The sequence below is a fragment of the Rhodopirellula sp. P2 genome (assembly GCF_028768465.1).
Lineage (GTDB): Bacteria > Planctomycetota > Planctomycetia > Pirellulales > Pirellulaceae > Rhodopirellula.
Window position 1 is genome coordinate 5,522,634 of sequence record NZ_CP118225.1, and the last position, 19,720, is coordinate 5,542,353.

At 58.5% G+C, this 19,720-nt stretch carries 14 protein-coding genes; 6 read left to right on the forward strand and 8 right to left on the reverse strand.

The genetic code is table 11. The features are described from left to right. Positions 1-206 precede the first annotated feature (206 nt). The gene (locus tag PSR62_RS19510) at positions 207-1,262 is read left to right on the forward strand and encodes an acyl-CoA desaturase (protein ID WP_274404676.1); all 1,056 of its coding nucleotides are present in this window, start codon (positions 207-209) and stop codon (positions 1,260-1,262) included. Between the two features lie 74 nt (positions 1,263-1,336). Here the strand turns inward: PSR62_RS19510 and PSR62_RS19515 are convergent, their stop codons facing one another. Beyond that, complete coding sequence (locus PSR62_RS19515; protein WP_274404677.1) at positions 1,337-1,864, reverse strand: hypothetical protein; 528 nt, start codon at positions 1,862-1,864, stop codon at positions 1,337-1,339. Positions 1,865-2,001: 137 nt separating this feature from the next. Between PSR62_RS19515 and PSR62_RS19520 the strand changes: the two genes are divergently transcribed. Both PSR62_RS19520 and PSR62_RS19525 read left to right on the forward strand, forming a co-directional pair. Beyond that, entirely contained in the window at positions 2,002-3,699 is a 1,698-nt protein-coding gene (locus PSR62_RS19520) for a 30S ribosomal protein S1 (protein ID WP_274404678.1), read from the forward strand. An 80-nt stretch (positions 3,700-3,779) separates the two neighbouring features. Then, positions 3,780-4,562: a TIGR00282 family metallophosphoesterase gene (locus PSR62_RS19525; protein ID WP_274404679.1), complete on the forward strand. Its 783-nt coding sequence runs from the start codon at positions 3,780-3,782 to the stop codon at positions 4,560-4,562. A gap of 852 nt (positions 4,563-5,414) precedes the next feature. On the opposite strand, the gene PSR62_RS19530 is transcribed toward PSR62_RS19525, so the two are convergent. Next, a complete protein-coding gene (locus PSR62_RS19530; protein WP_274404680.1) occupies positions 5,415-7,523 on the reverse strand; it encodes a preprotein translocase subunit SecA in 2,109 nt (702 codons plus the stop codon). 264 nt (positions 7,524-7,787) lie between these two features. Between PSR62_RS19530 and PSR62_RS19535 the strand changes: the two genes are divergently transcribed. Then, positions 7,788-9,299 (forward strand): BBP7 family outer membrane beta-barrel protein, encoded by a 1,512-nt coding sequence (locus PSR62_RS19535; protein WP_274404681.1) that lies wholly within the window; start codon positions 7,788-7,790, stop codon positions 9,297-9,299. A 191-nt stretch (positions 9,300-9,490) separates the two neighbouring features. Here PSR62_RS19535 and PSR62_RS19540 read toward each other — a convergent pair whose 3' ends face one another. Next, positions 9,491-10,234 carry a ribonuclease E inhibitor RraB gene (locus PSR62_RS19540; protein WP_274404682.1) on the reverse strand — a complete coding sequence of 248 codons (744 nt, stop codon included), beginning with the start codon at positions 10,232-10,234 and terminating at the stop codon, positions 9,491-9,493. A gap of 95 nt (positions 10,235-10,329) precedes the next feature. On the opposite strand from PSR62_RS19540, the gene PSR62_RS19545 reads away from it, so the two are divergent. Beyond that, positions 10,330-11,574 carry a sensor histidine kinase gene (locus tag PSR62_RS19545; protein ID WP_274404683.1) on the forward strand — a complete coding sequence of 415 codons (1,245 nt, stop codon included), beginning with the start codon at positions 10,330-10,332 and terminating at the stop codon, positions 11,572-11,574. Between the two features lie 315 nt (positions 11,575-11,889). Here the strand turns inward: PSR62_RS19545 and PSR62_RS19550 are convergent, their stop codons facing one another. From PSR62_RS19550 to PSR62_RS19570, 5 genes are all read right to left on the reverse strand, one after another. Further along, positions 11,890-12,096 carry a hypothetical protein gene (locus PSR62_RS19550; RefSeq protein ID WP_274404684.1) on the reverse strand — a complete coding sequence of 69 codons (207 nt, stop codon included), beginning with the start codon at positions 12,094-12,096 and terminating at the stop codon, positions 11,890-11,892. Beyond that, positions 12,074-12,853 (reverse strand): hypothetical protein, encoded by a 780-nt coding sequence (locus PSR62_RS19555; protein WP_338020232.1) that lies wholly within the window; start codon positions 12,851-12,853, stop codon positions 12,074-12,076. Before PSR62_RS19555 ends, PSR62_RS19550 begins: the two co-directional genes overlap by 23 nt. Before the next feature lie 356 nt (positions 12,854-13,209). Then, positions 13,210-14,469: a glycosyltransferase gene (locus PSR62_RS19560; protein WP_274404686.1), complete on the reverse strand. Its 1,260-nt coding sequence runs from the start codon at positions 14,467-14,469 to the stop codon at positions 13,210-13,212. Positions 14,470-14,853: 384 nt separating this feature from the next. Beyond that, positions 14,854-17,514: a pyruvate, phosphate dikinase gene (ppdK, locus tag PSR62_RS19565; protein WP_274404687.1), complete on the reverse strand. Its 2,661-nt coding sequence runs from the start codon at positions 17,512-17,514 to the stop codon at positions 14,854-14,856. Positions 17,515-17,711: 197 nt separating this feature from the next. Then, positions 17,712-18,149 (reverse strand): hypothetical protein, encoded by a 438-nt coding sequence (locus PSR62_RS19570; RefSeq protein ID WP_274404688.1) that lies wholly within the window; start codon positions 18,147-18,149, stop codon positions 17,712-17,714. Positions 18,150-18,297: 148 nt separating this feature from the next. On the opposite strand from PSR62_RS19570, the gene PSR62_RS19575 reads away from it, so the two are divergent. Continuing rightward, complete coding sequence (locus PSR62_RS19575) at positions 18,298-19,581, forward strand: CCA tRNA nucleotidyltransferase (RefSeq protein WP_274404689.1); 1,284 nt, start codon at positions 18,298-18,300, stop codon at positions 19,579-19,581. Positions 19,582-19,720 lie beyond the last annotated feature (139 nt).

The following is a 19,720-nucleotide window of genomic DNA, read 5'->3' on the forward strand; positions in this document are numbered from 1 at the left end:
TTCACGCGTTGATTGACACCGGCTGCGGAGGGACGGGTTCCAAAACAGGCTTTTTTTTGGGCGCATAGGCTGGTTGTGCGGGATTTGTTGCCAATCACCCTCCCGAGCGGTTCCAAAGCTAGCTAGCATGGGCCCGAAACAGTCGCCCAATCCGCGGATTTTGATTCCTTTTGGGCCATGAATTCCAATTCACCCTGGTTCTGACGATGTCGACTTCCGAAGCCCCCGCACCACCTGAATCTGCCAAACGGGACACTCTGGTCTGCGACGAATCCAATGATTTCGGTTCGGGAGCCGTTCCCACCGAAGCCATGGCGATCGACGAAACCGGTCGCGATCCTCAGCGGATCCCTCGCCCCGAGGAAACCGAGCCCCTGCGGATCATGTGGCGATACGTGATCGTGCTGTCGCTGGTCCACCTGGTCGCACTGGCCGCCTTCGTCCCGATGTGGTTTTCCTACCTGTTCACTTGGTCGGGCCTCATCGCTGGGATCGCCGGTCACTTCGTGTTTGGAATGCTGGGAATCACGATTGGCTACCACCGCCTGCTGACCCACCGAGGCTTCAAGTGCCCCAAGTGGATGGAACACACGCTGGCGATTCTTGGAATGTGCAATCTCCAGGACAGCCCGGCTCGTTGGGTTGCCATTCACCGCATGCACCATCAACACAGCGACCACCAACCCGACCCGCACTCGCCATTGGTCAACTTCCTTTGGGGACACATGGGCTGGGTCGTTTGCCGACACAAAGACCTGGACAAAACCAGCCACTACGAACGTTACGTTCGCGATCTACTCCGAGACCGTTTCTACTTGAAACTGGAACGCAAGGACGGATGGTTCTTCGTCTTCCTGATTCACGCAATCATGATTTCGCTGGTCGGCGGCTTGGTGGGCTACTTGGTCAGCGGTGGAAACTGGGCCGAATCCTATCGCTACCTGCTTTCTTGGACCGTGTGGGGAGTGGCGATGCGAACCGTGTTCGTGCTGCACGGAACATGGTCCGTCAATTCACTCGGTCACGTGTTTGGCTATCGCAACTACGAGACTCGCGATCACAGCACCAACAACTGGTTGGTGGCCTTGATCAGCCACGGCGAAGGCTGGCACAACAACCACCACGCGACCCCACGATCCGCTCGCCACGGTCACAAGTGGTACGAGTTTGACATGTCCTGGGGCGTCATCCGAACCTGGGAAATGATGGGACTGATCTCCGACGTCCAGCGTCCCACCAAAGCCAGCGTCGCTGGCAAATAGTGCGAGGTCATCCGAGCTGACTGGACCGATTCGCTTTCGCAGCCGGATTCGCCAAGAATTCGGTTTCCAAGCAGTCAGCTGACGTTCATCAGCCATTGCCACTCGGTCCACTGGACTTGCTGGCATGCCTGGACGTCTTCGCCGGTTCGAACCGCCCGTGCGACTCGATCGACAAATTCATCGGCGTCGGAATGCAGTTCCGGGTACATGCCCGACAGGTCGCTCAGAATGGAATGCCGGCCAACCCGGTGAAACCAATACTTGGCATTGCCAAAATCACCTTCGCGGCGGTGCATGATCCCGTGCCAAAAGCTTCCTTCGGGCGATTTTTCGTTTTGGCTGATCGAGTGGGACCGATCCAAGTCCCCGGCCAACAACCACAGACCGCTACGCTGCAGCGGCGTGAACGACTTCGACGAATCCCCCTGCAGAAGCCCCACCAACTCTTGATTGACGGGGCCTTCCCCCAAACCTGGCAAATCAGCGGCTTGGATCGCCGCGAACCAAGGTTCAGCGACGCTCGGGGCCAAATCGGTCAACCAGGATGGCAAATCGTTCGAATTTGATGCGGAAGAAGACGTGCAATCGTCAAAGTTAGGCATGGTCTCGAAGGTTGTCGGCGGATTGTGCGAGGACAGATCCACCGAAGGCTACCGAGTGGCCCTCCTGATTGCTAGACTGCGGGACGCCTCTGGCGCGATTGCCATTCCACTCTTTCTCAGATCCCCCCTGACTGTCCATGAGCAGCGGCGAACCATCCACCGACGCAACGGCCGAGAACCCATCCTCGGACGCCCCGACCCCGGAAGCCTCCGCATCAGGGACGCCCGCCTCGCAAGAGTCGGCTCCTGCTGAGTTGCCTCCTGCTGAGTCGACGGCGCAAATTCCGGCGGAACAGGCTCCACCAAGCCCTTCCAAACCGAGCGGCCCCAAAAAATCCAAAGCCCCGCTGCCCCGAATCGGCGGCGGCCCGTTGGCGGCACGCGGACTGGGTGTTGCCAAACCAGTTTCTCCCGCTGCGGTTTCGACCGAACAGCTGGAGGGCGGCAAGGTCAAACACAAAGGGAAACGAGGCGGCAAACCCGGCGAAGGAAAACCGGGCGGGAAAGACGCCCCATTGCCACGCCTGGCCGGCGAAAAGAATCGTGAGAAAGGCGACAAGCCCTACGTCCCGCAACACAAGAAAACGGCGGTCCCCAACGTTCGCGATGAACTCAGCGACGACCTCCTAGCCGAACTGGATGCGACCCTGGCGGAAGCCGACTTGGACACCATCCTCGGCGGCAACGCGGGATTGCCAGATCGACGCGAACCACTTTCCGAAGGCGCTCGCGTTCACGCCCAGGTGATCAAAACCCACCAGGACAACGTGTTCGTCAGCCTTGGCGGCCCCGACGAGGGCACCGTCGCTTTCGAACAATTCACCGAGGAAGAACCGGTTCCCGGTCAATCGATCGAAGTCATCGTTCGCGGGATCAATTCCGAGGACGGACTGTATTCGTGCAGCCTGCCCGGCAAAGCGACCGAGGTCTCGGACTGGGACGACATTGACGAAGGCAGCGTTGTCGAAGCCACCATCACCGGCCACAACAACGGTGGTTTGGAATGCAAAGTCGGCAGCGTTCGCGGATTCATGCCGATCAGCCAAATCTCGGAATACCGAGTCGAAGACTGCAGCGAGTTCGTCGACCAGAAAATGGTCTGCTTGGTCACCGAAGCCAACGCTCGCCGTGGCAACCTGGTCCTCTCACGACGTGCGATTCTGGAACGAGAACGCGAAGTCAAACGCCAAGAACAACTCGAAAAGATTGAACCCGGCGACATCCTCGAAGGTGTCGTTCGCAGCGTCCGCGACTTTGGCGCATTCGTCGACGTCGGCGGACTCGATGGTTTGATCCACGTCAGCAAACTCAGCTGGGAACGCATCAAGCACCCCAGCGAAGTCATCGAAGAAGGCCAAAACGTCAAGGTTCGCGTCGACAAAATCGACAAGCAAACGGGCAAGATGTCCCTGACCTATCGCGACTTGCTCGAGAACCCTTGGGACACGGCCGAATCCATGTTCGCCGTCGGTTCGGTGCACAAGGGCGAAGTCACCCGGACCGCCGAATTCGGTGCGTTCGTGCGTCTGACAGCAGGTGTCGAAGGGCTTTGCCACATCAGCGAATTGGCAACGCACCGTGTGTCGCGAGTCAGCTCCGTGGTCAACGTGGGCGACGAAGTCGACGTGAAAATCATGAGCTTCGATCGCGACTCCCAAAAGGTTGGGTTGTCGATCAAAGCCGCCACTGCCAAACCCGCCGCCGAAGGTGCCACGCAGGAAGACGAAGTCATCGAACCACCACGTGAATTGGCGGTCAAAGCTTCGCATTCCGGCCCACTCAAAGGCGGCAACGATCGCCCCAGTGGCGGCGAACGTTTCGGCCTTCGTTGGTAGGCCTCTGAAGCACGCCATTGATAGCACGCTCACTTCGTGGGCGTGCATTTTGGCAACGCCTTTCCTCGCAAGGACTCCGTGTGCGATTTTTGTTTCTCGGCGATGTCGTCGGCAAACCCGGCTACTCCGGCGTGCTCGCGCGGACCGGGGAACTCCGCAAGCAACACCGCCTCGATGCGGTGGTCATCAACGCGGAAAACGCTGCCGATGGCGCGGGGCTGATGCCTCGTCAGTATCGCCGGCTGTTGGAAGCTGGCGTGGACGCGATGACGATGGGCGATCACTTGTATCGCCGCAAAGAAATCATCCCCATCCTGCAAACCAGTCAACGGATTGTGCGACCGGCCAACTACCCCGAAAGCTCTTCGGGAAAGTCTTGGACGGTCGTGCAAACTCCCGCTGGAAAACTGGGAGTGATCTCGCTGCTGGGACGCGTCTTCATGCGTCCAGTCGACTGCCCGTTTGCCGCGGTTGACGCGGCGCTGGCGGAAATGGCCGCTGAAAATCCGCGTTGCATCTTGGTGGATGTGCACGCCGAAGCGACCAGTGACAAACAAGTCCTGGGACGTTACCTCGACGGCCGGGTCACCGCAGTCCTGGGAACCCACACGCACGTCCCCACCGCAGACAGTTGTGTGCTGCCAGGCGGAACCGCGTTTCAATGCGACGTGGGAATGAGCGGCCCCTACGACAGCATCATTGGTCGCGACATCAAACGCGTGACCAACACCACGATCAGCTTTGAACCGTGCCACTTTCACGTCGCCACGCGAGACGTGCGGCTGTGCGGGGCGATCATCGAAGCCGACGCCGACGGCAAAGCGATCTCGATCGAACGCCTGGAAGACCGCCTGGAGTCTTGACCGTGTCTGTCACCGAATGAGCATGCGTGCTCGTGCTCGTGCGACCAGAAAAAATGGAACCCGGACGCGTGAGCGAGGCACCACACCGCACCCCACGCCGGCCCCCTCCGGGGCGACCCGCCAATTCTCGCCATGGATCTCGGGGCTTCCGCCCCGAGCTACCGAAGACGGCCCCATCCGGGGCGATCGCGGCAATGCACCAAAGGTGCAATCGGATACCCGACGCGTGAGCGAGGCACCACACCGCACCCCACGCCGGCCCCCTCCGGGGCGACCCGCCGATTCTCGCCATGGATCTCGGGGCTTCCGCCCCGAGCTACCGAAGACGGCCCCATGCGGGGCGATCGCGGCAACGCACCAAAGGTGCAATCGGAAACCCGACGCGTGAGCGAGGCACCATACCGCACCCCACGCCGGCCCCCTCCGGGGCGACCCGCCGATTCTCGCCATGGATCTCGGGGCTTCCGCCCCGAGCTACCCAAGGCGGCCCCATCCGGGGCGATCGCGGCAATGCAACAAAGGTGCAATCGGATACCCGACGCGTGAGCGAGGCACCACACCGCACCCCACGCCGGCCCCCTCCGGGGCGACCCGCCGATTCTCGCCATGGATCTCGGGGCTTCCGCCCCGAGCTACCCAAGGCGGCCCCATCCGGGGCGATCGCGGCAATGCAACAAAGGTGCAATCGGATACCCGACGCGTGAGCGAGGCACCACACCGCACCCCACGCCGGTCCCCTCCGGGGCGACCCGCCGATTCTCGCCATGGATCTCGGGGCGTCTGCCCCGAGCTACCGAAGACGGCCCCCTCCGGGGCGATGGTGCGGGGCCGCTTGCATCGGGCGACGGAAGCTCAGTCCGGAGTATCCAGGTACGGATCCTGACCGATTTCACGCTGCATTTTCTTGCGTTCTTTTTCGTGGTGCATCAACACCATCCGATCGCGAAAATGCCGTCGTTCGACTTTCCGCTGGGCCCGGTGGAACATCGCCGCCAACCGATCGACACTGCCGCTGGTCGCTTCGCCGCGTTTCTTGAGCTTCTCGGATTTGATCGCCCCGTAGCCGCCTTTCAAGATGTCATCGTCCAGCGATAGATACTGGCGATACGATCCGCGGTCACCTTGCCGTCCACAACGCCCGATCAACTGGCGGTCAATCCGAGCGGCGTCGTGCAGCTCGGTGCAGATCACATGCATCCCGCCAATCTGTTCGACGTCATTGGAAAGCTTGATGTCGGTACCACGACCGGCCATGTTGGTCGCCACGGTCACTTTGCCGTTCCCGCCTGCTTCGGCAACGATGTCCGCCTCGCGTTCGACGTTGTTTGCGTTCAGCACTTCGTGCTCAATCCCGAGGTCATCCAACAGTTTGGACAACAGCACACTCTTGTCGATCGAACGCGTCCCAATCAAAACCGGTCGTCCGGTCGCATGGACCTCCGCAACCTCCTGCGCGATCGCTTCAAATTTGGCCTGCAATGTCCCGAACACCCGCGACGGCAACTGCACCCGTTGTGGAGGCCGGTTGGTGGGGACGCGGACAACGGGCGTGCGATAGATTTTCCGAAGTTCGCTGGCACTGGTGGCGGCCGTACCGGTCATCCCTGCCAAGTGCGGATAACGCAAAAACAAGTCCTGGACGGTGATCCGTGCGGCTTGCCCGGTTGGCACGCTGATCTCGACACCCTCTTTGGCTTCGATCGATTGATGGATGCCGTCCCGCCACTTGCGTCCTTCTGCCAAGCGGCCCGTGAACTCATCGACGATCACGATCTCGTCCACATTCGGATCCTTCTCGCTAGGACGAATCACGTACTGACGATCCAGCAAGAACTCACGGTGCGTTTTGATTGACCGTTCGATGTATTCATACAGATCGACCAAGCCCATCGTGCGAACCAGATCGCTCTTGGGCAAGGCTCGGACCTTGCTGCGACCTCGGGCGGTCAACTCGTAGCGTTTGGTTTCGTCATCGATTTCAAAGTGCTCATCGAGTTCAAAACTTGGCGCGTGCTCCGCGGCCCAGAGATAGGTTTCAACGATTTGATCGCGGACGGTGTCTTCGATGCTACCGATGATCAACGGCGTCCGAGCCTCGTCAATGAGAATGCTGTCCGCCTCATCGACCAAGCAGAAGTGCATGCCGCGCATCACGATTTGATCACCGGAGTTGCTGAATCCACCGTCTCCGCTGCCGAGCATTTCAGTCTGCATTCGGTTCTGAGCACGCAACAACAGCCGATCGCGCAGGAAGTCGAACCCGAATTCCTTGGCGGTTCCGTACGTGATGGCGGCACCGTAACTCTTCCGGCGACTTCCCTGGTCGTCCTCTGTCTGAATGATGCCCACGGACACGCCCAGCATCTCAAACAGCGGCATCATCCACTCGGCATCACGTCGGGCCAGATAGTCATTGACCGTGGCCAGGTGAGCCCCCTTGCCGACCAGGCTGTGCAAGTACAGCGGCAGCGTCGCGGTCAGCGTTTTGCCTTCTCCGGTTTGCATCTCGGTGATGTGGCCTTCGAACAACGCGATGCCACCGAGGATCTGAACATCGTAGTGACGCATCGAGAGACTTCGCCGCCCTGCCTCGCGGCACAACGCGTAAGCTTCAGGAAGCAACTCGCCAAGTTTCTCACCGGCCATCGCGCGATAACGAAGTGCCAAACTTCGCTTTCGCAACGTCACGTCGTCTTCTGCTTGCAGTGTGCTTTCGAGAGCGTTGACGCGCGCCAGTTGCCGCTGCCAACGAACCATTCGCGGCCGCCAATTGGAAGCCTTGGTCCACTTCTTTTTGTTCGCTGAGGGATCGCTGGAACGGCGCACCACCGCCTGAGCGGTGGTGCCAGCATCCGTCGCCTCCGATTCCTCCAGCGGCTCATTGGGAGCGAGCGGATCGAGCGAGGGCAATTGATCAGAATCGTCTGGGTTGGTCGTTTCGCGAGCGGGAGATTCGGACATCGAGCGGGCCAACGAAAGAAAAGCGATGCAAAGAATTACCATTTTTACGCACGAGATCGCACGCAGAGCGACCTCCAATCGCCGTGAAACACCATTTTATCTGGCTTTCAGGGAAGATAGCGAACTTGTACCACGCCCGAGGTTCAAAACAGGCAATCTGCGTCGGCTGTTCCAAGCGTAGGGCTGGTTCTGAATGGTCCGCTGATTCTGGTCGAAACAGTTAACCAGATGAATCCCGTGTTCCCGGACTACACGAGAGTACCAATGGAAACGAAAAAAACGACGAAATGGAAGTTGCTCGCGTTGGCAGCCATGCTGTCAGCAGGATCCGCCTCGGCGGCGGATCAAGGCAACTCGGACATGACTCAATACTACACCGGTGCTGCACCGGTGTCCGCAGAGGAAGGCGACATCGTTTATGACGACGTCGACTATTCCGCCGACAACATGGCGGCGTCCTTCTACGGTAACGAAGGACAATCGCTTCAGCCGGTTGCCTTTGTTGGTGACCAACAACTAGGCAGCGGTGTTCCAACCCCGTCTCCGATGATGGACGATTCTTACATCGTCAGCAACGGCGGCGGCTGCAGCACAGGCGATTGTGGCAACGGCTACGAAATGGCCAGCAGCTGCGGCTCAGCTTGCGGCGGCAACTGTGGCAAATGCCGCAAACGCCCGATCCGCAAGATGATGCAAAAGCACGACGTGTGGATGACCGCGGAAGCGTTGCTGTGGTTCACCCAAGCACGCTCGACCACGCCTTTGATCACTCAAAACGCTGCGGGCGTCGATCCTGAACTGGATGTCGCTGGCACCTCCACCCTCTTTGGTGGTGACGAGTCAATCGGTGGCGACATGACTGCCGGATTCCGCTTGGACTTCGGTAAAAACCTCAGCGACGACTTCGGTGTCGGTGGCCGCTTCTGGTGGCTTAGCGAAAGCAGCGAAGACGCCAGCTCTGGTGGCCTCGTCAACGGCAATGCTCAGACCTACGGTCGCCCGTTCTATGACACGAACATCGCGTCGGACAACAGCACTCTGATTGCCAGCACCGGAGTTCCCGGCAATGACAACTTTGAAGGCTCGTTCTCCGCAGAGAGCTCGCTCGACATCTACGCCGCGGAAGCTTATGCCCGCATGAAGATGCTCAGTGGTTCGGGATTCCGTACCGACTTGATCGGTGGTTTCTCGCACTTCGGAATCGACGACAGCTTGACGGTGAACAGCACCAGCATCCAAACCACCGATGCAATCGCTGGCAGCATTGGCGACACGACGGTTCTGTACGACAACATCGAAACGGAAAACCGTTTCTACGGTGGTCAGATCGGTTTTGAAACCATGCTCAACCGCGGCAAGTGGAGCTTCAAGGCGTTGACCAAGGTTCACTTGGGCAACATGGAGCAAATCTATCGCGGCACGGGCTTGCGAACCTTCACGGACGCTGGTTTTGTTACCACCACGTCGACCGACGGTGGTGTGCTCGCCCTGGGCGACACCTTCAACACGACCGCACTGGACCAAGACAAATTCACCTTCGCCCCTGAAGCGAACGTGAAATTGGGCTACAAGTTCCGCCCGAACGTTTCGATGTCCGTCGGCTACAGCTTCATCTACTGGGATGACGTTTTGCTGTCAGGCGACAACATCAACAACGTTTACAACGGTGACGGAATCACGTTCCCACCAGCACCATTGGCCCAGCCCGCGTCAGAACGCAAGGACAGCTCCTTGTACACGCACGGCATCGACTTGGGCTGTGTCATCGACTTCTAAGCTGAACTTAGCGGGAACAATTGTTCCTGATAGGCGGTAAGTTCTGCCGGGTGGACTCCGGTTTGATAACTGTCCGGGGTTCCAAGTCGGAGACTGCTCGGCGAAAGCAAACAAGACGTGCGAGGATTCAAATCCTCGCGCGTTTTTTTGTGCGCTGATTCAACAGGGAGACTCCTCCCGTGCAGCGGACATCAGTCATCCAAATCGACGGTGACGTCCACAAAGTCCTCTTCTGACAAGAACTGGATGCCGTCCAACGTGGCACCGTGTTCTCTCGCAATCTTCATGACTTGATTGTGGGCACCGGCCAAGCGTTCTTCATCGTTGCTGCCTTCCTGAAACACGAAGACGCCAAATCGACCGGCTTCATCGGGATCGTCGTCGGCTTGACTGTTTGGGAAACCGCCTTCGATCAAAGCTGCCGCCAGCTTTTGCATTTGCTCCAGCGTTTCCCCCATCAGCAGAAACACCCAAGGCAGCTCTTCGCCAGGATTCAATCCGCTGTCACTGAAATGCCGAAGTCGCCACACCGCTTCGTCCAAACTCAGCCAATCGAACAGCTCGTCATCATCGATGGCGTCGAACACTTCCACGCCTTCGTACTCGATGCCAGTGCGTTCGGCGATCTGTTGCATTCGGTCCGCGATCTTCTTCACTTCGCTGGGCACCAGCGCGCCGGTCTTGACCACACTCAACATGGGCCGTCCGAGCGACAACCTTCCCTTTTCATCGATCTCTTCGACCGACTCTTCCAGCTCACACAGGTAATCGCCCAGCGTCTCGGCAATCGAGCGCAACTGCCCGATCTCGGCGCCTCGCAAGGTGAACGTCCAATCCATCGGCACAGACAACTCAACCCCTTGCTCTTCCACGAGATGCGAAAAGAGGGCGTCGATGTCAAATGCCAAATCGGGTTCGTCAGAGGATGCGTTCATGACGCCAGATTACCAGATTCGGTGGTCACCGCCAGAACCGACGACCGGAACGCCAGAGCCCCCTGCCACTCCGGCTTTGTGCTACATTTTCAGCCATGACGACGGACATTGAAAAACAACTGATCGAAACGAACCTTCGCTTTCGAATTGCGACGCGAACGGCAAAGCTCGGCTATTGGGTGTTTGAAGTCGAGACGTCCGAGGTGGAGGTCTCGGAAGAGTTGCTTCACCAACTTGGCCTGCCAGCGGATTTCACCTGGTCACTCCAGAGCTGGAAAGACCGCCTGCACCCAGACGACTACGATCGCGCCATCACACAGCTCGCGACCGTCACCGAAGGAAACCCCTCCGCGTATTTCAACGTTTTTCGCCTGCGACATTCCGATGGTGGCTTTCGCTGGATCGAATCGATCGGCGATTTCATCCACGACAGCGATGGAAAACTGGTCCGGATGATCGGGACCCACCAAGACATCAGTCGTCGGATCGAGATCGAACAGGCGCTGGACGCGGCTCTGGAAAACAGCATCCAGACCAACGAGGCGCTGCAACGCAGCAATCAAGAACTGGAACAATTCGCCTACGTCGCTTCGCACGACCTGCGTTCACCGCTTCGAGGCCTGCAGAACCTGGCAACGTGGATCACCGAGGACATTGAAGAATCGGGGAAAGAAGTCCCTGAATCCGTCCGGGAACATTGCTCGACCATGAGCAAACAAATCGAACGCATGCAAGCGTTGCTGGATGGCCTGCTGGCTTACGCGAGAATCGACCAAAGCTACACATCGACCGAACCTGTCGACCTGAATCAAATCGTGTCGGAAGCCATCGCGTTCGTCGAAGCCGACTCGAATTTTGAGGTGCGACTGGAGTCCGACCTGCCCACCGTCATCGGCAACTCATCCCCGATGATGCGTGTGATGGTGAATTTGATTGACAATGCCATCAAACACCATCCGGGGCCTTCCGGAAAAATCATCATTCGCGGCGGGATGGTGGAGGACGGAACCGCGGAGGTGATCGTCGAGGACGATGGCAACGGCATTCCCCCCGAACACCGCGAACGTGTCTTCCGAATGTTCGAAACGCTGGGCAGAAATCGCCAGAGCGGGAAAGGCGGAATGGGATTGGCCATGGTCCGCAAACTCGTGCTTTCTTGTGGAGGCACGATCCGTTTCGACGCCTCGCCACTGGGCGGCGCCGCTGCGATCACGCGGTGGCCCACCGATGCGTCGCGGCCTGCCAACAAAAAATCGCCCGAACTGACCCACCGCTTGCTGGAAGCCATCACCGGATCCAGCGACCTCACGGATGCCGATCCCGACGCGGCTGCCGAATAGCTGAACGGGGCCATCTTGGGACCTCAGCCTTCTGAGTGACCGATTTGAGCGTGCTAGTCTGCGGAGGCCGAATGAAGGAGGCTTTGCGACGCACATCCCGCAACACTCGCCTGAACGTGTCGGCTCACCTGCCGGAGCAGCGTCGCAGCGGCTTGATCCGGCCTACCTGAGAAATCGATCACTTCTAAAATCGACGTCCTGCGGTGATTCCGAAACGGGCAATCTTGGCTATGGGCGGAAGGAAATGCTACGCATCTATGAAAACACCCAGACACGAGGTCTGGGTGCGATGATTTCAGTCGTTGCTGGTGTGGATCAGCCCAGGAAGGGACTGTTCGTTGTCAGCATCACGGTCGGACGAGCCGTGTTGGTTTTGTAGTAGTCGGGTCCCCAGCGATTCAGTTCCACGAACATCGCGATGACCGCGATCAACATGAACAACATCGCCAGCAACAACATCACCGTGTAAACACTCGGTGGTTGCTTGCCCGTCGGAGCATCATTCGATGGAAGTGTCGACACGATCGCCCTCCTCCACTACGCCTTCACTGTAGTCCCGCATGATTTCAGCAACCGCACGATCCGGTTCTGTCTCACGCACTTTCAAACGCGTCACATAGCGGCCACCACGGGTGACTTCTAAGTAGTGACCGTTGCGAAGCCCGTCGTCGTAGCCGATCGAAACTTCGACCAACTTGCGAGGTCGGTTGACGACCAACACGGTTCCGTTGCGTTCCGGCGGAGCACCGTCGAGCGGGTCGTTCATGTTCAACCCGGCGGCGTCGACGACTTCTTTGTATCGCGTCACCTGAGTCAACATTTGATCGTAGCGGTCTTGTTGCAACTGAACCGTGCCGCGAAGGCTGTTCATCTGGTCGGTCAATTCCAACGTGCGTGCGAACAAGGTGTCACGATCTTGCTGCTCGGTGCGAATTTGCTCACGCAATCGAGTGTTGTCCGCGGTGATCTTTTCCAACTCTTCCGCGCGAGCCCGGTCGATCTGGGCCAGCTCGGTGCTTTTAGCTTGCAGCTGCTGCACGGTCGATTCGCTCTCACGCAACTGCGATTCCAACTGGTCCAGCTGGGTTTGCAGAGCGGCCAAGGCGGTTCGACGAGCGGCTTGTTCGCGATCCAAGGACGATTGGGTACGTGCTCTTGAATCACGAAGCTGTTCGTTCGTGCGTGCGACGGTTTCGATCTGGGCCTTCAAACCCTGAGGTCCGAGCACGACATCACGCCAATTGCGATGAGACGCGTTGACGGCGAGCGCCAAAACCATAAAAACCCCGCTCAAGAGCAGGATTATGACCGAAAAGGATTTCCCGAGTAGGGTCATGGGTGGTCGGTTCCGGATGGAGAAAAGAGGTCGGGAATTTCATTTCAAAGTATAGTTACGGCCAAAAATGAGTGTCAACAAAATTGCTTGAAACACATCGCAAATGACGACACCCGCCGAAACGTAGGAAAGTGTAACGATTGTACGGGTTCCCACGGCCCTCGTTCCGCAACCCTCCCCCCTCCGCAGACGAGAATTCAGCCCTGTTGCGAGATCGCCTCCAAGGTTGACTGGTAGCCTCGCAAGATGCCCCCACCCGATCAGCGTGGGCTCGTTGCCACGGAAGGACCTGCCAACCCTCACGTTCCCGCTCGCAGCAACAGCTCGCTGATCCGATCCACCGCAGCACTCAGACCATGGTTCTCCCGGACCAATTGGCTCGCATTGGCAACGTGCCGATGACGTTGATCGGCTTGCCCGGCGAATTCTCGAATCGCCTGAGCCAAGGAGGCTGGGTTGTTGGGTTCCGCCCAGTGGCAAGTGGGAGCATCCTCCGAAATTTGCAGCTCGACGGTCCCCCCGGCTCGCGTCGCAACGACGGGCGTTTGCAAAACGAACGCTTCCAGCACAACGTTGGGCAACCCCTCGAAATGCGACGGCAACACCAACCCGTCCGCCCCTGCGATTTCAGCGGAAGCCGGTTGCACCGCCCCCACGAACTCCACCCGATGCAGCGTGTCCTTGGGCCCCGCCGCCAAAACCATGTCTTTCCAACGAGATTCCAAATCGGCTCGCCGGGGCCCCTCCCCAATGAATCGAAATTCCAGCGGAGGTAGCGAAGCGGGCCACTCCTTCATCAACCATCCGATCGCGTCGAGCAGCGTCGCATGCCCTTTTTCTTCGGTCATCCTGCCAACGACCACCAGTCGCAGCGCATCCCTTGGATCGCCGGCCATGCTGCTTGCACGACTCAAGCCTTCCGCTTCCCCCGGGGTGTTCGGGTTGGCCTCGATCGTCTCGGCGCCAGCGGCAGCCCGAATCGCATCCGCATCGACGGGGTTGCGAATCGTTTCCACCAGCGTTTCCGGCAACCCGTAGTACTGAATCGCGGATTGGCGAGCAGCCTCACTGACCGCGATCACCGCGGCGCTCCGTCGGTAAGCCCGGGCCAATCGCCGCCGCTTCAACCACACGAATCGCTTTTCAACCAGCGGCAGCGCCACCTCAGGCGGACTGACAATCGTCGACACTCGCGGACGACGATTCGCAGACGATCCACGCTCGACCGTGGGATGACCGGCGATCAAGGTCATGTGAAAGGTGCGGTCATAAATGACATCGACTTGCGCCCTGCCAACCAATTCACGAAACCATTCGGCCTGTCGGCGGAGCAGCCCACCGGGAATCCGATCCCAGAGTTGAGGCGGAAACGACTCAGGAGGATGGTGCACGACAACGTCCCCGGGAATGGTGGTGAGCAAATCACCAACCGCTTGGGTCAGATACAAATGCACCTCGAAACGCTCGCGATCCAGGTGCCGAGCCAACATGGCGGTTTGCAGCTCACTGCCGCCGCCGCGCATCGAACTGGCCATCAAAAGGACTCGGCGGCGTGGCATGGCGGACTGGTTGGGATGGAGAGTTGTTAGCCGGCGTCCGTGCTGGGTCACCATCTAGATTCTATGGTAACGCAGCCAGTCGGCCAGGTTCCACCTGGCAATGGTGACCAGCTGTAGGCCAGGTTCCACCTCGCGATCGAGCCGATGCTTCGAAAGAAGCGAGGCGAGCACACGAACAGATGCTCCCTCGCGAGCGTCGCTTGTCACGGCATTTCACCAATGCCATGTGAAACATGGCCTACGTGGATGGCATCAGGATTCTAGCGAACCCAAGCCATACCTGGCCTGCTGCCCAAGCACAAAAAAAGGCCGCGAGGCGGAGGGCTTCTCCGGTCTCGCGGCCCATTGATCATTCGTGGAATGGTGCCAGTTTGGCTCGATTCACTACGCCTTCAGTGCAGCTTGAGCAGCGGCCAGACGTGCGATTGGCACGCGGAACGGGCTGCACGAAACGTAGTCCAGACCCACTGCGTTGCAGAACTCGATCGAGGCGGGATCACCACCGTGCTCGCCACAGATACCCACCTTGAGTTTCTTCTTGACGCTACGGCCCTTGGCAACGCCCATTTCGACGAGTTGTCCCACACCGCTGGTGTCCAGCGACTGGAAGGGGTCGACGGGAACGATCTTGTGCTCGATGTAATCGGGCAAGAATCCGCCGACGTCATCGCGGGAATAACCGAACGTCATTTGCGTCAAGTCATTGGTGCCGAAGCTGAAGAAATCAGCGTACTCAGCCACTTCGTTGGCGGTCAAACAAGCACGAGGAATCTCGATCATGGTACCGATCAAGATGTTCAAGTCGCCTTCGAACTTCTTCGCGGTCTTGGTTGTTTCGATCGTTTCTTCCACCTTTTCACGCAAGATGCGAAGCTCAGCAGCGGTGCCGACCAACGGGATCATGATCTCAGGCTGAGCGTCGATATTCTTCTTGGCACAGCTGATGGCTGCTTCGACGATTGCCTGGACCTGCATTTCCAAGATTTCGGGGTAGGTCACGCTGAGACGGCAACCACGGTGGCCGAGCATTGGGTTGGACTCGTGAAGAGCCGCACCACGCTTTTTGATTTCGGCCAACTTGACGCCCAACTCTTCTGCCATTTGCTTTTGAGCAGCCGGTTCGTGTGGCAAGAACTCGTGCAATGGTGGATCCAGCAACCGAACGGTCACGGGGCAACCCTTCATGGCTTTGAAGATGCCTTCGAAGTCTTTGCGTTGGAATGGCAACAACTTCTTCAGGGCAGCACGGCGAGCGTCTTCGTTTTCGGCCAAGATCATGGCACGCATGTGAATGATGCGATCGGCTTCGAAGAACATGTGCTCGGTGCGGCACAGTCCGATGCCTTCGGCACCGAAGTCACGGGCACGTTTGCTGTCGGCAGGCGAATCCGCGTTGGTGCGGATCGAAAGGCGACGGTATTGATCGGCCCACTTCATCAACTTGGCGAAATCGCCAGACAACTTGGGCTCTTGGGTTTCAACTTCGCCTGCCATCACTTCGCCGGTCGTGCCGTCCAGGCTGATGGTGTCCTTGGCGGTGAACTTGCGTCCGCCAACCGTGATCGTCTTGGCCTTTTCGTTGATTTCCACTTCGCTGGCACCAGCGACGCAGCACTTGCCCCAACCGCGAGCCACCACAGCAGCGTGGCTGGTTGCTCCACCAGTGCTGGTCAAAATACCAACAGCAGCGGACATGCCTTCGACGTCTTCTGGGCTGGTCTCGCGACGAACCAAGATGACATTTTCGCCAGCTTCGAAACGCTCGCGAGCGTCCGTCGCGGTGAAGGCCAACTGGCCAACCGCAGCACCTGGCGATGCATTCAAACCACGGCACAACACGTCGGCGGCGTTGCGAGCGGTGGGCTTGAACGAAGGCAACAAGCAGTGAGTCAAGTCCGAAGCAGGAACGCGAAGAACCGCTTCCTTTTCAGTGATCAAACCTTCTTTGACCATGTCGCAAGCGATCTTCACAGCTGCGATGCCGTTTCGCTTTCCGCTCCGAGTTTGCAGCATGAACAACTTGCCACGCTCAATCGTGAACTCGATGTCCTGCATGTCGGTGTAGTGGTCTTCCAGCTTCTTCTTGATTTCCATCAGCTCTTTGTGAGCCGCTTTGTCCCACTTCGCCATTTGAGCGACAGGTTGGGGTGTGCGGATACCAGCCACCACGTCTTCGCCCTGAGCGTTGATCAGGAATTCACCGTAGAACTTGTTCTGTCCGGTGTTGGGGTCGCGAGTGAAACCAACGCCCGTTCCCGAGTCGTCGCCCATGTTGCCATAAACCATGGCTTGGACGTTGACGGCGGTGCCGATCAAGTTGTTGATCTCGGTGTTGCCCTTGGCCGATTCGATGCGGCGATAGCTGATCGCACGGTCAGCGTTCCACGAACCGAAAACGGCTTCGATGGCCAACTGAAGTTGCTTGATCGGGTCTTGAGGGAAGTCTTCGCCGGTGCCCTTCTTGTAAACCGCTTTGTAGGCATCGCAAAGTTCACGCAAGCCTTCGGCGGGGACTTCGGTGTCTTCGGTGACGTTGTGTTTTTTCTTGACCTTGTCAAACGCAGCTTCGAACTGCTCGTGATGCAGGCCCATCACGACGTCGCCGTACATGTTGATCAGACGGCGGTAAGCGTCGAAAGCGAAACGCTCGTTCTTGGTCGCTTTGGCCAGACCTTCGGTCGCTTCGTCGTTCAGTCCGAGGTTCAAAATGGTGTTCATCATCCCGGGCATCGAGACGGCGGCACCCGAGCGGACGCTGACCAGCAACGGGTTTTCGTTGTCGCCGAAGTTCTTGCCGAGTTCCGTTTCCAGGATTTTGACGGCATCCTGAATTTCGTCCATCAATCCCTTGGGAAGCTTCTTGCCAGCTTTGTAGTAACCGTCGCAAACTTCGGTGGTGATCGTGAACCCGGGAGGGACCGGCAGTCCGATGGAAGTCATTTCGGCCAAGTTCAGGCCTTTACCGCCCAGGATGGCTTTGCTTCCGCCTTTTCCTTCGGTCTTCGTTTTGCCGAAGTAGTAAACCATCTTGTCTTTTTTTGCCATCGTCGCTGTCAATCCCTGTGTGGGGTTTGGAAATCAAAAGAACGTTTGGCCGCAAAGGGTATTTGGCACGCGTAGTTAGGTCAATCAGTCAAGACAGGTGAAACCGGCAAAATCACGGGGTTTCCGCACCGTTTGGGCCTTCATTCGGACTCTTCGTCGCGTCTGCTGATCGACACGCTCAACAAACCTCTCGGCGGTCAGTCGTGGCGGCGTAAGTGACCGGCGCTGGTTTGGAACATTCGCCGACGCCGCGACGCCGCCTCTTCCGCTGATCGGCCGCGCGCCAATTGCTGGTTCAAATCATCAAAATTGGCGCGGCAAACACGGCATCCAATTTCCGTCAGGTGAAACAGAACATAGTCCGCCATCTCGGGTTCCAACTGATTGGCGACGTAGGCCTGCAGCACCGATCGATCGGGGCACGAAAGCTGCTGCCGACGCCAAATCGCACCAATTGTGTGCAATCCTGCGACATCCTGCCCACGCAAATGGATCAGTCGTTGACGCAGTTTTTCGTCTTCCCGCACCGCTTGTTCGATGGCGGATGACCGCGACGGTTCGAGCTGTTCGTCCAAAAACGCGACCAGCTCGGCGTCCGTGAATCGATCGGGCGAGGAAGCAAATTCAGCAGACACCAGAGAATTCAAACGTGTGAGAAAATGGAAAGGAGCGACGATGGTCGGAAGATTCAAACGACTCGGTATGGTAGCGTCTTTTCGAAACTCGGGCGGAACGACGCTCCGTGAAATCGTCGCACCAAAAAACTCGACTTCTCACTCACCGATGCCTGACTTCCCGACCAAAATCCTGAATTCACCCGAAGCCGCCGAAGCGGTTCGGATCATCACCGAACTGAAGAAGGCTGGTTTTGTGGCCGTCCTGGCAGGCGGTTGTGTCCGCGACGCGCTGCTCGGCCGCACACCCAAGGACTTCGATGTCGCCACCGATGCGACTCCCGAATCGGTCCGCGATGTCTTTGGAAAACGCAACACGTTGGCGTTTGGGGAATCCTTCGGCGTGATCGGCGTGCTGCCGCCACGCCCCGCGACGGCGGAGAATCCCGCCAGCCCCCCCCAGGAATCGGCGGGCAAATGGATGCCGACGGAAGTGGCCACGTTCCGCGCCGATGGAAGTTATTCCGATGGCCGCCGGCCCGACAGCGTCACCTACGGCGATGCGGAAGCCGATGCCCTCCGCCGCGACTTCACGATCAACGGGATGTTCTACGACGTCTTCGAATCACGGATCATCGACCACGTCGGCGGAATCGATGACCTCGCCAAGGGCCATCTGCGCACAATCGGCGAAGCCATCCAGCGGTTCGAAGAAGACAAACTTCGGATGCTTCGAGCCGTTCGATTCGCGACCACACTCGGGTTCTCGATCGAACACAAAACCTTTGCCGCCATCCAAAATCATGCCAGCGATATCAGCGTGGTCAGCGGTGAACGCATCGGAGCCGAGATGCGCCGCGTCATGACCGCCCCCGCAGTCGACTTTGGTTTGGAAACCTTGGTCGACACGGGACTTTCGCTCCATATCTGGCCGCAATTGCAAACGATGAACTGGACCGAATTCTCGAAGTCGATCCAGGCTTGCAAACATCCCTCGTTCGAAGTCGCGATGGCAATCGCCTTGTTTCACCTGCCCGGTGATTCCACGCACACCCTGCGTTTGATCTTCAACGACTGGAAACTTTCCGTCGCCGAACGCCGTGCCATCGAAGCCGCACTCACTCACGCTGAAACGATCACTCAGTGCGACGGATTGGCTTGGTCCAGGTTGCAGCCGATCTTGGTCGATGCCGATGCACCGACGATCGTGGGCACCGCGCGTGCCCTGGCCCCAAAATCTCGCGGCGTCGCCCGCGCCGGCCGAGCTTTGTCGGGCGACCCGATCGAACTCGATCCGCCGCCGTTGGTCACCGGAGCCGATCTGATCGCCAATGGGATGCGTCCTGGCCCCGATTTCAAAGCCATCCTGCAATCCATTCGCGACGATCAGCTCGACGGAAAACTCAACTCCCGAGAAGAAGCCCTGCAACGAATCCCGCCGAGTGACGATTGACGACGCTTTCCGACACGTTTCCACGCAATACCCCTCACCCGAAACGAAGTTTTTGGGGAGAGTGGCCGTGCAGTCTTTAAACGCGGTGTTTGTTGCGTCCTGCGAAGCCCGCCCGAGGAAGGAGGTCGTGCAGTTTTGA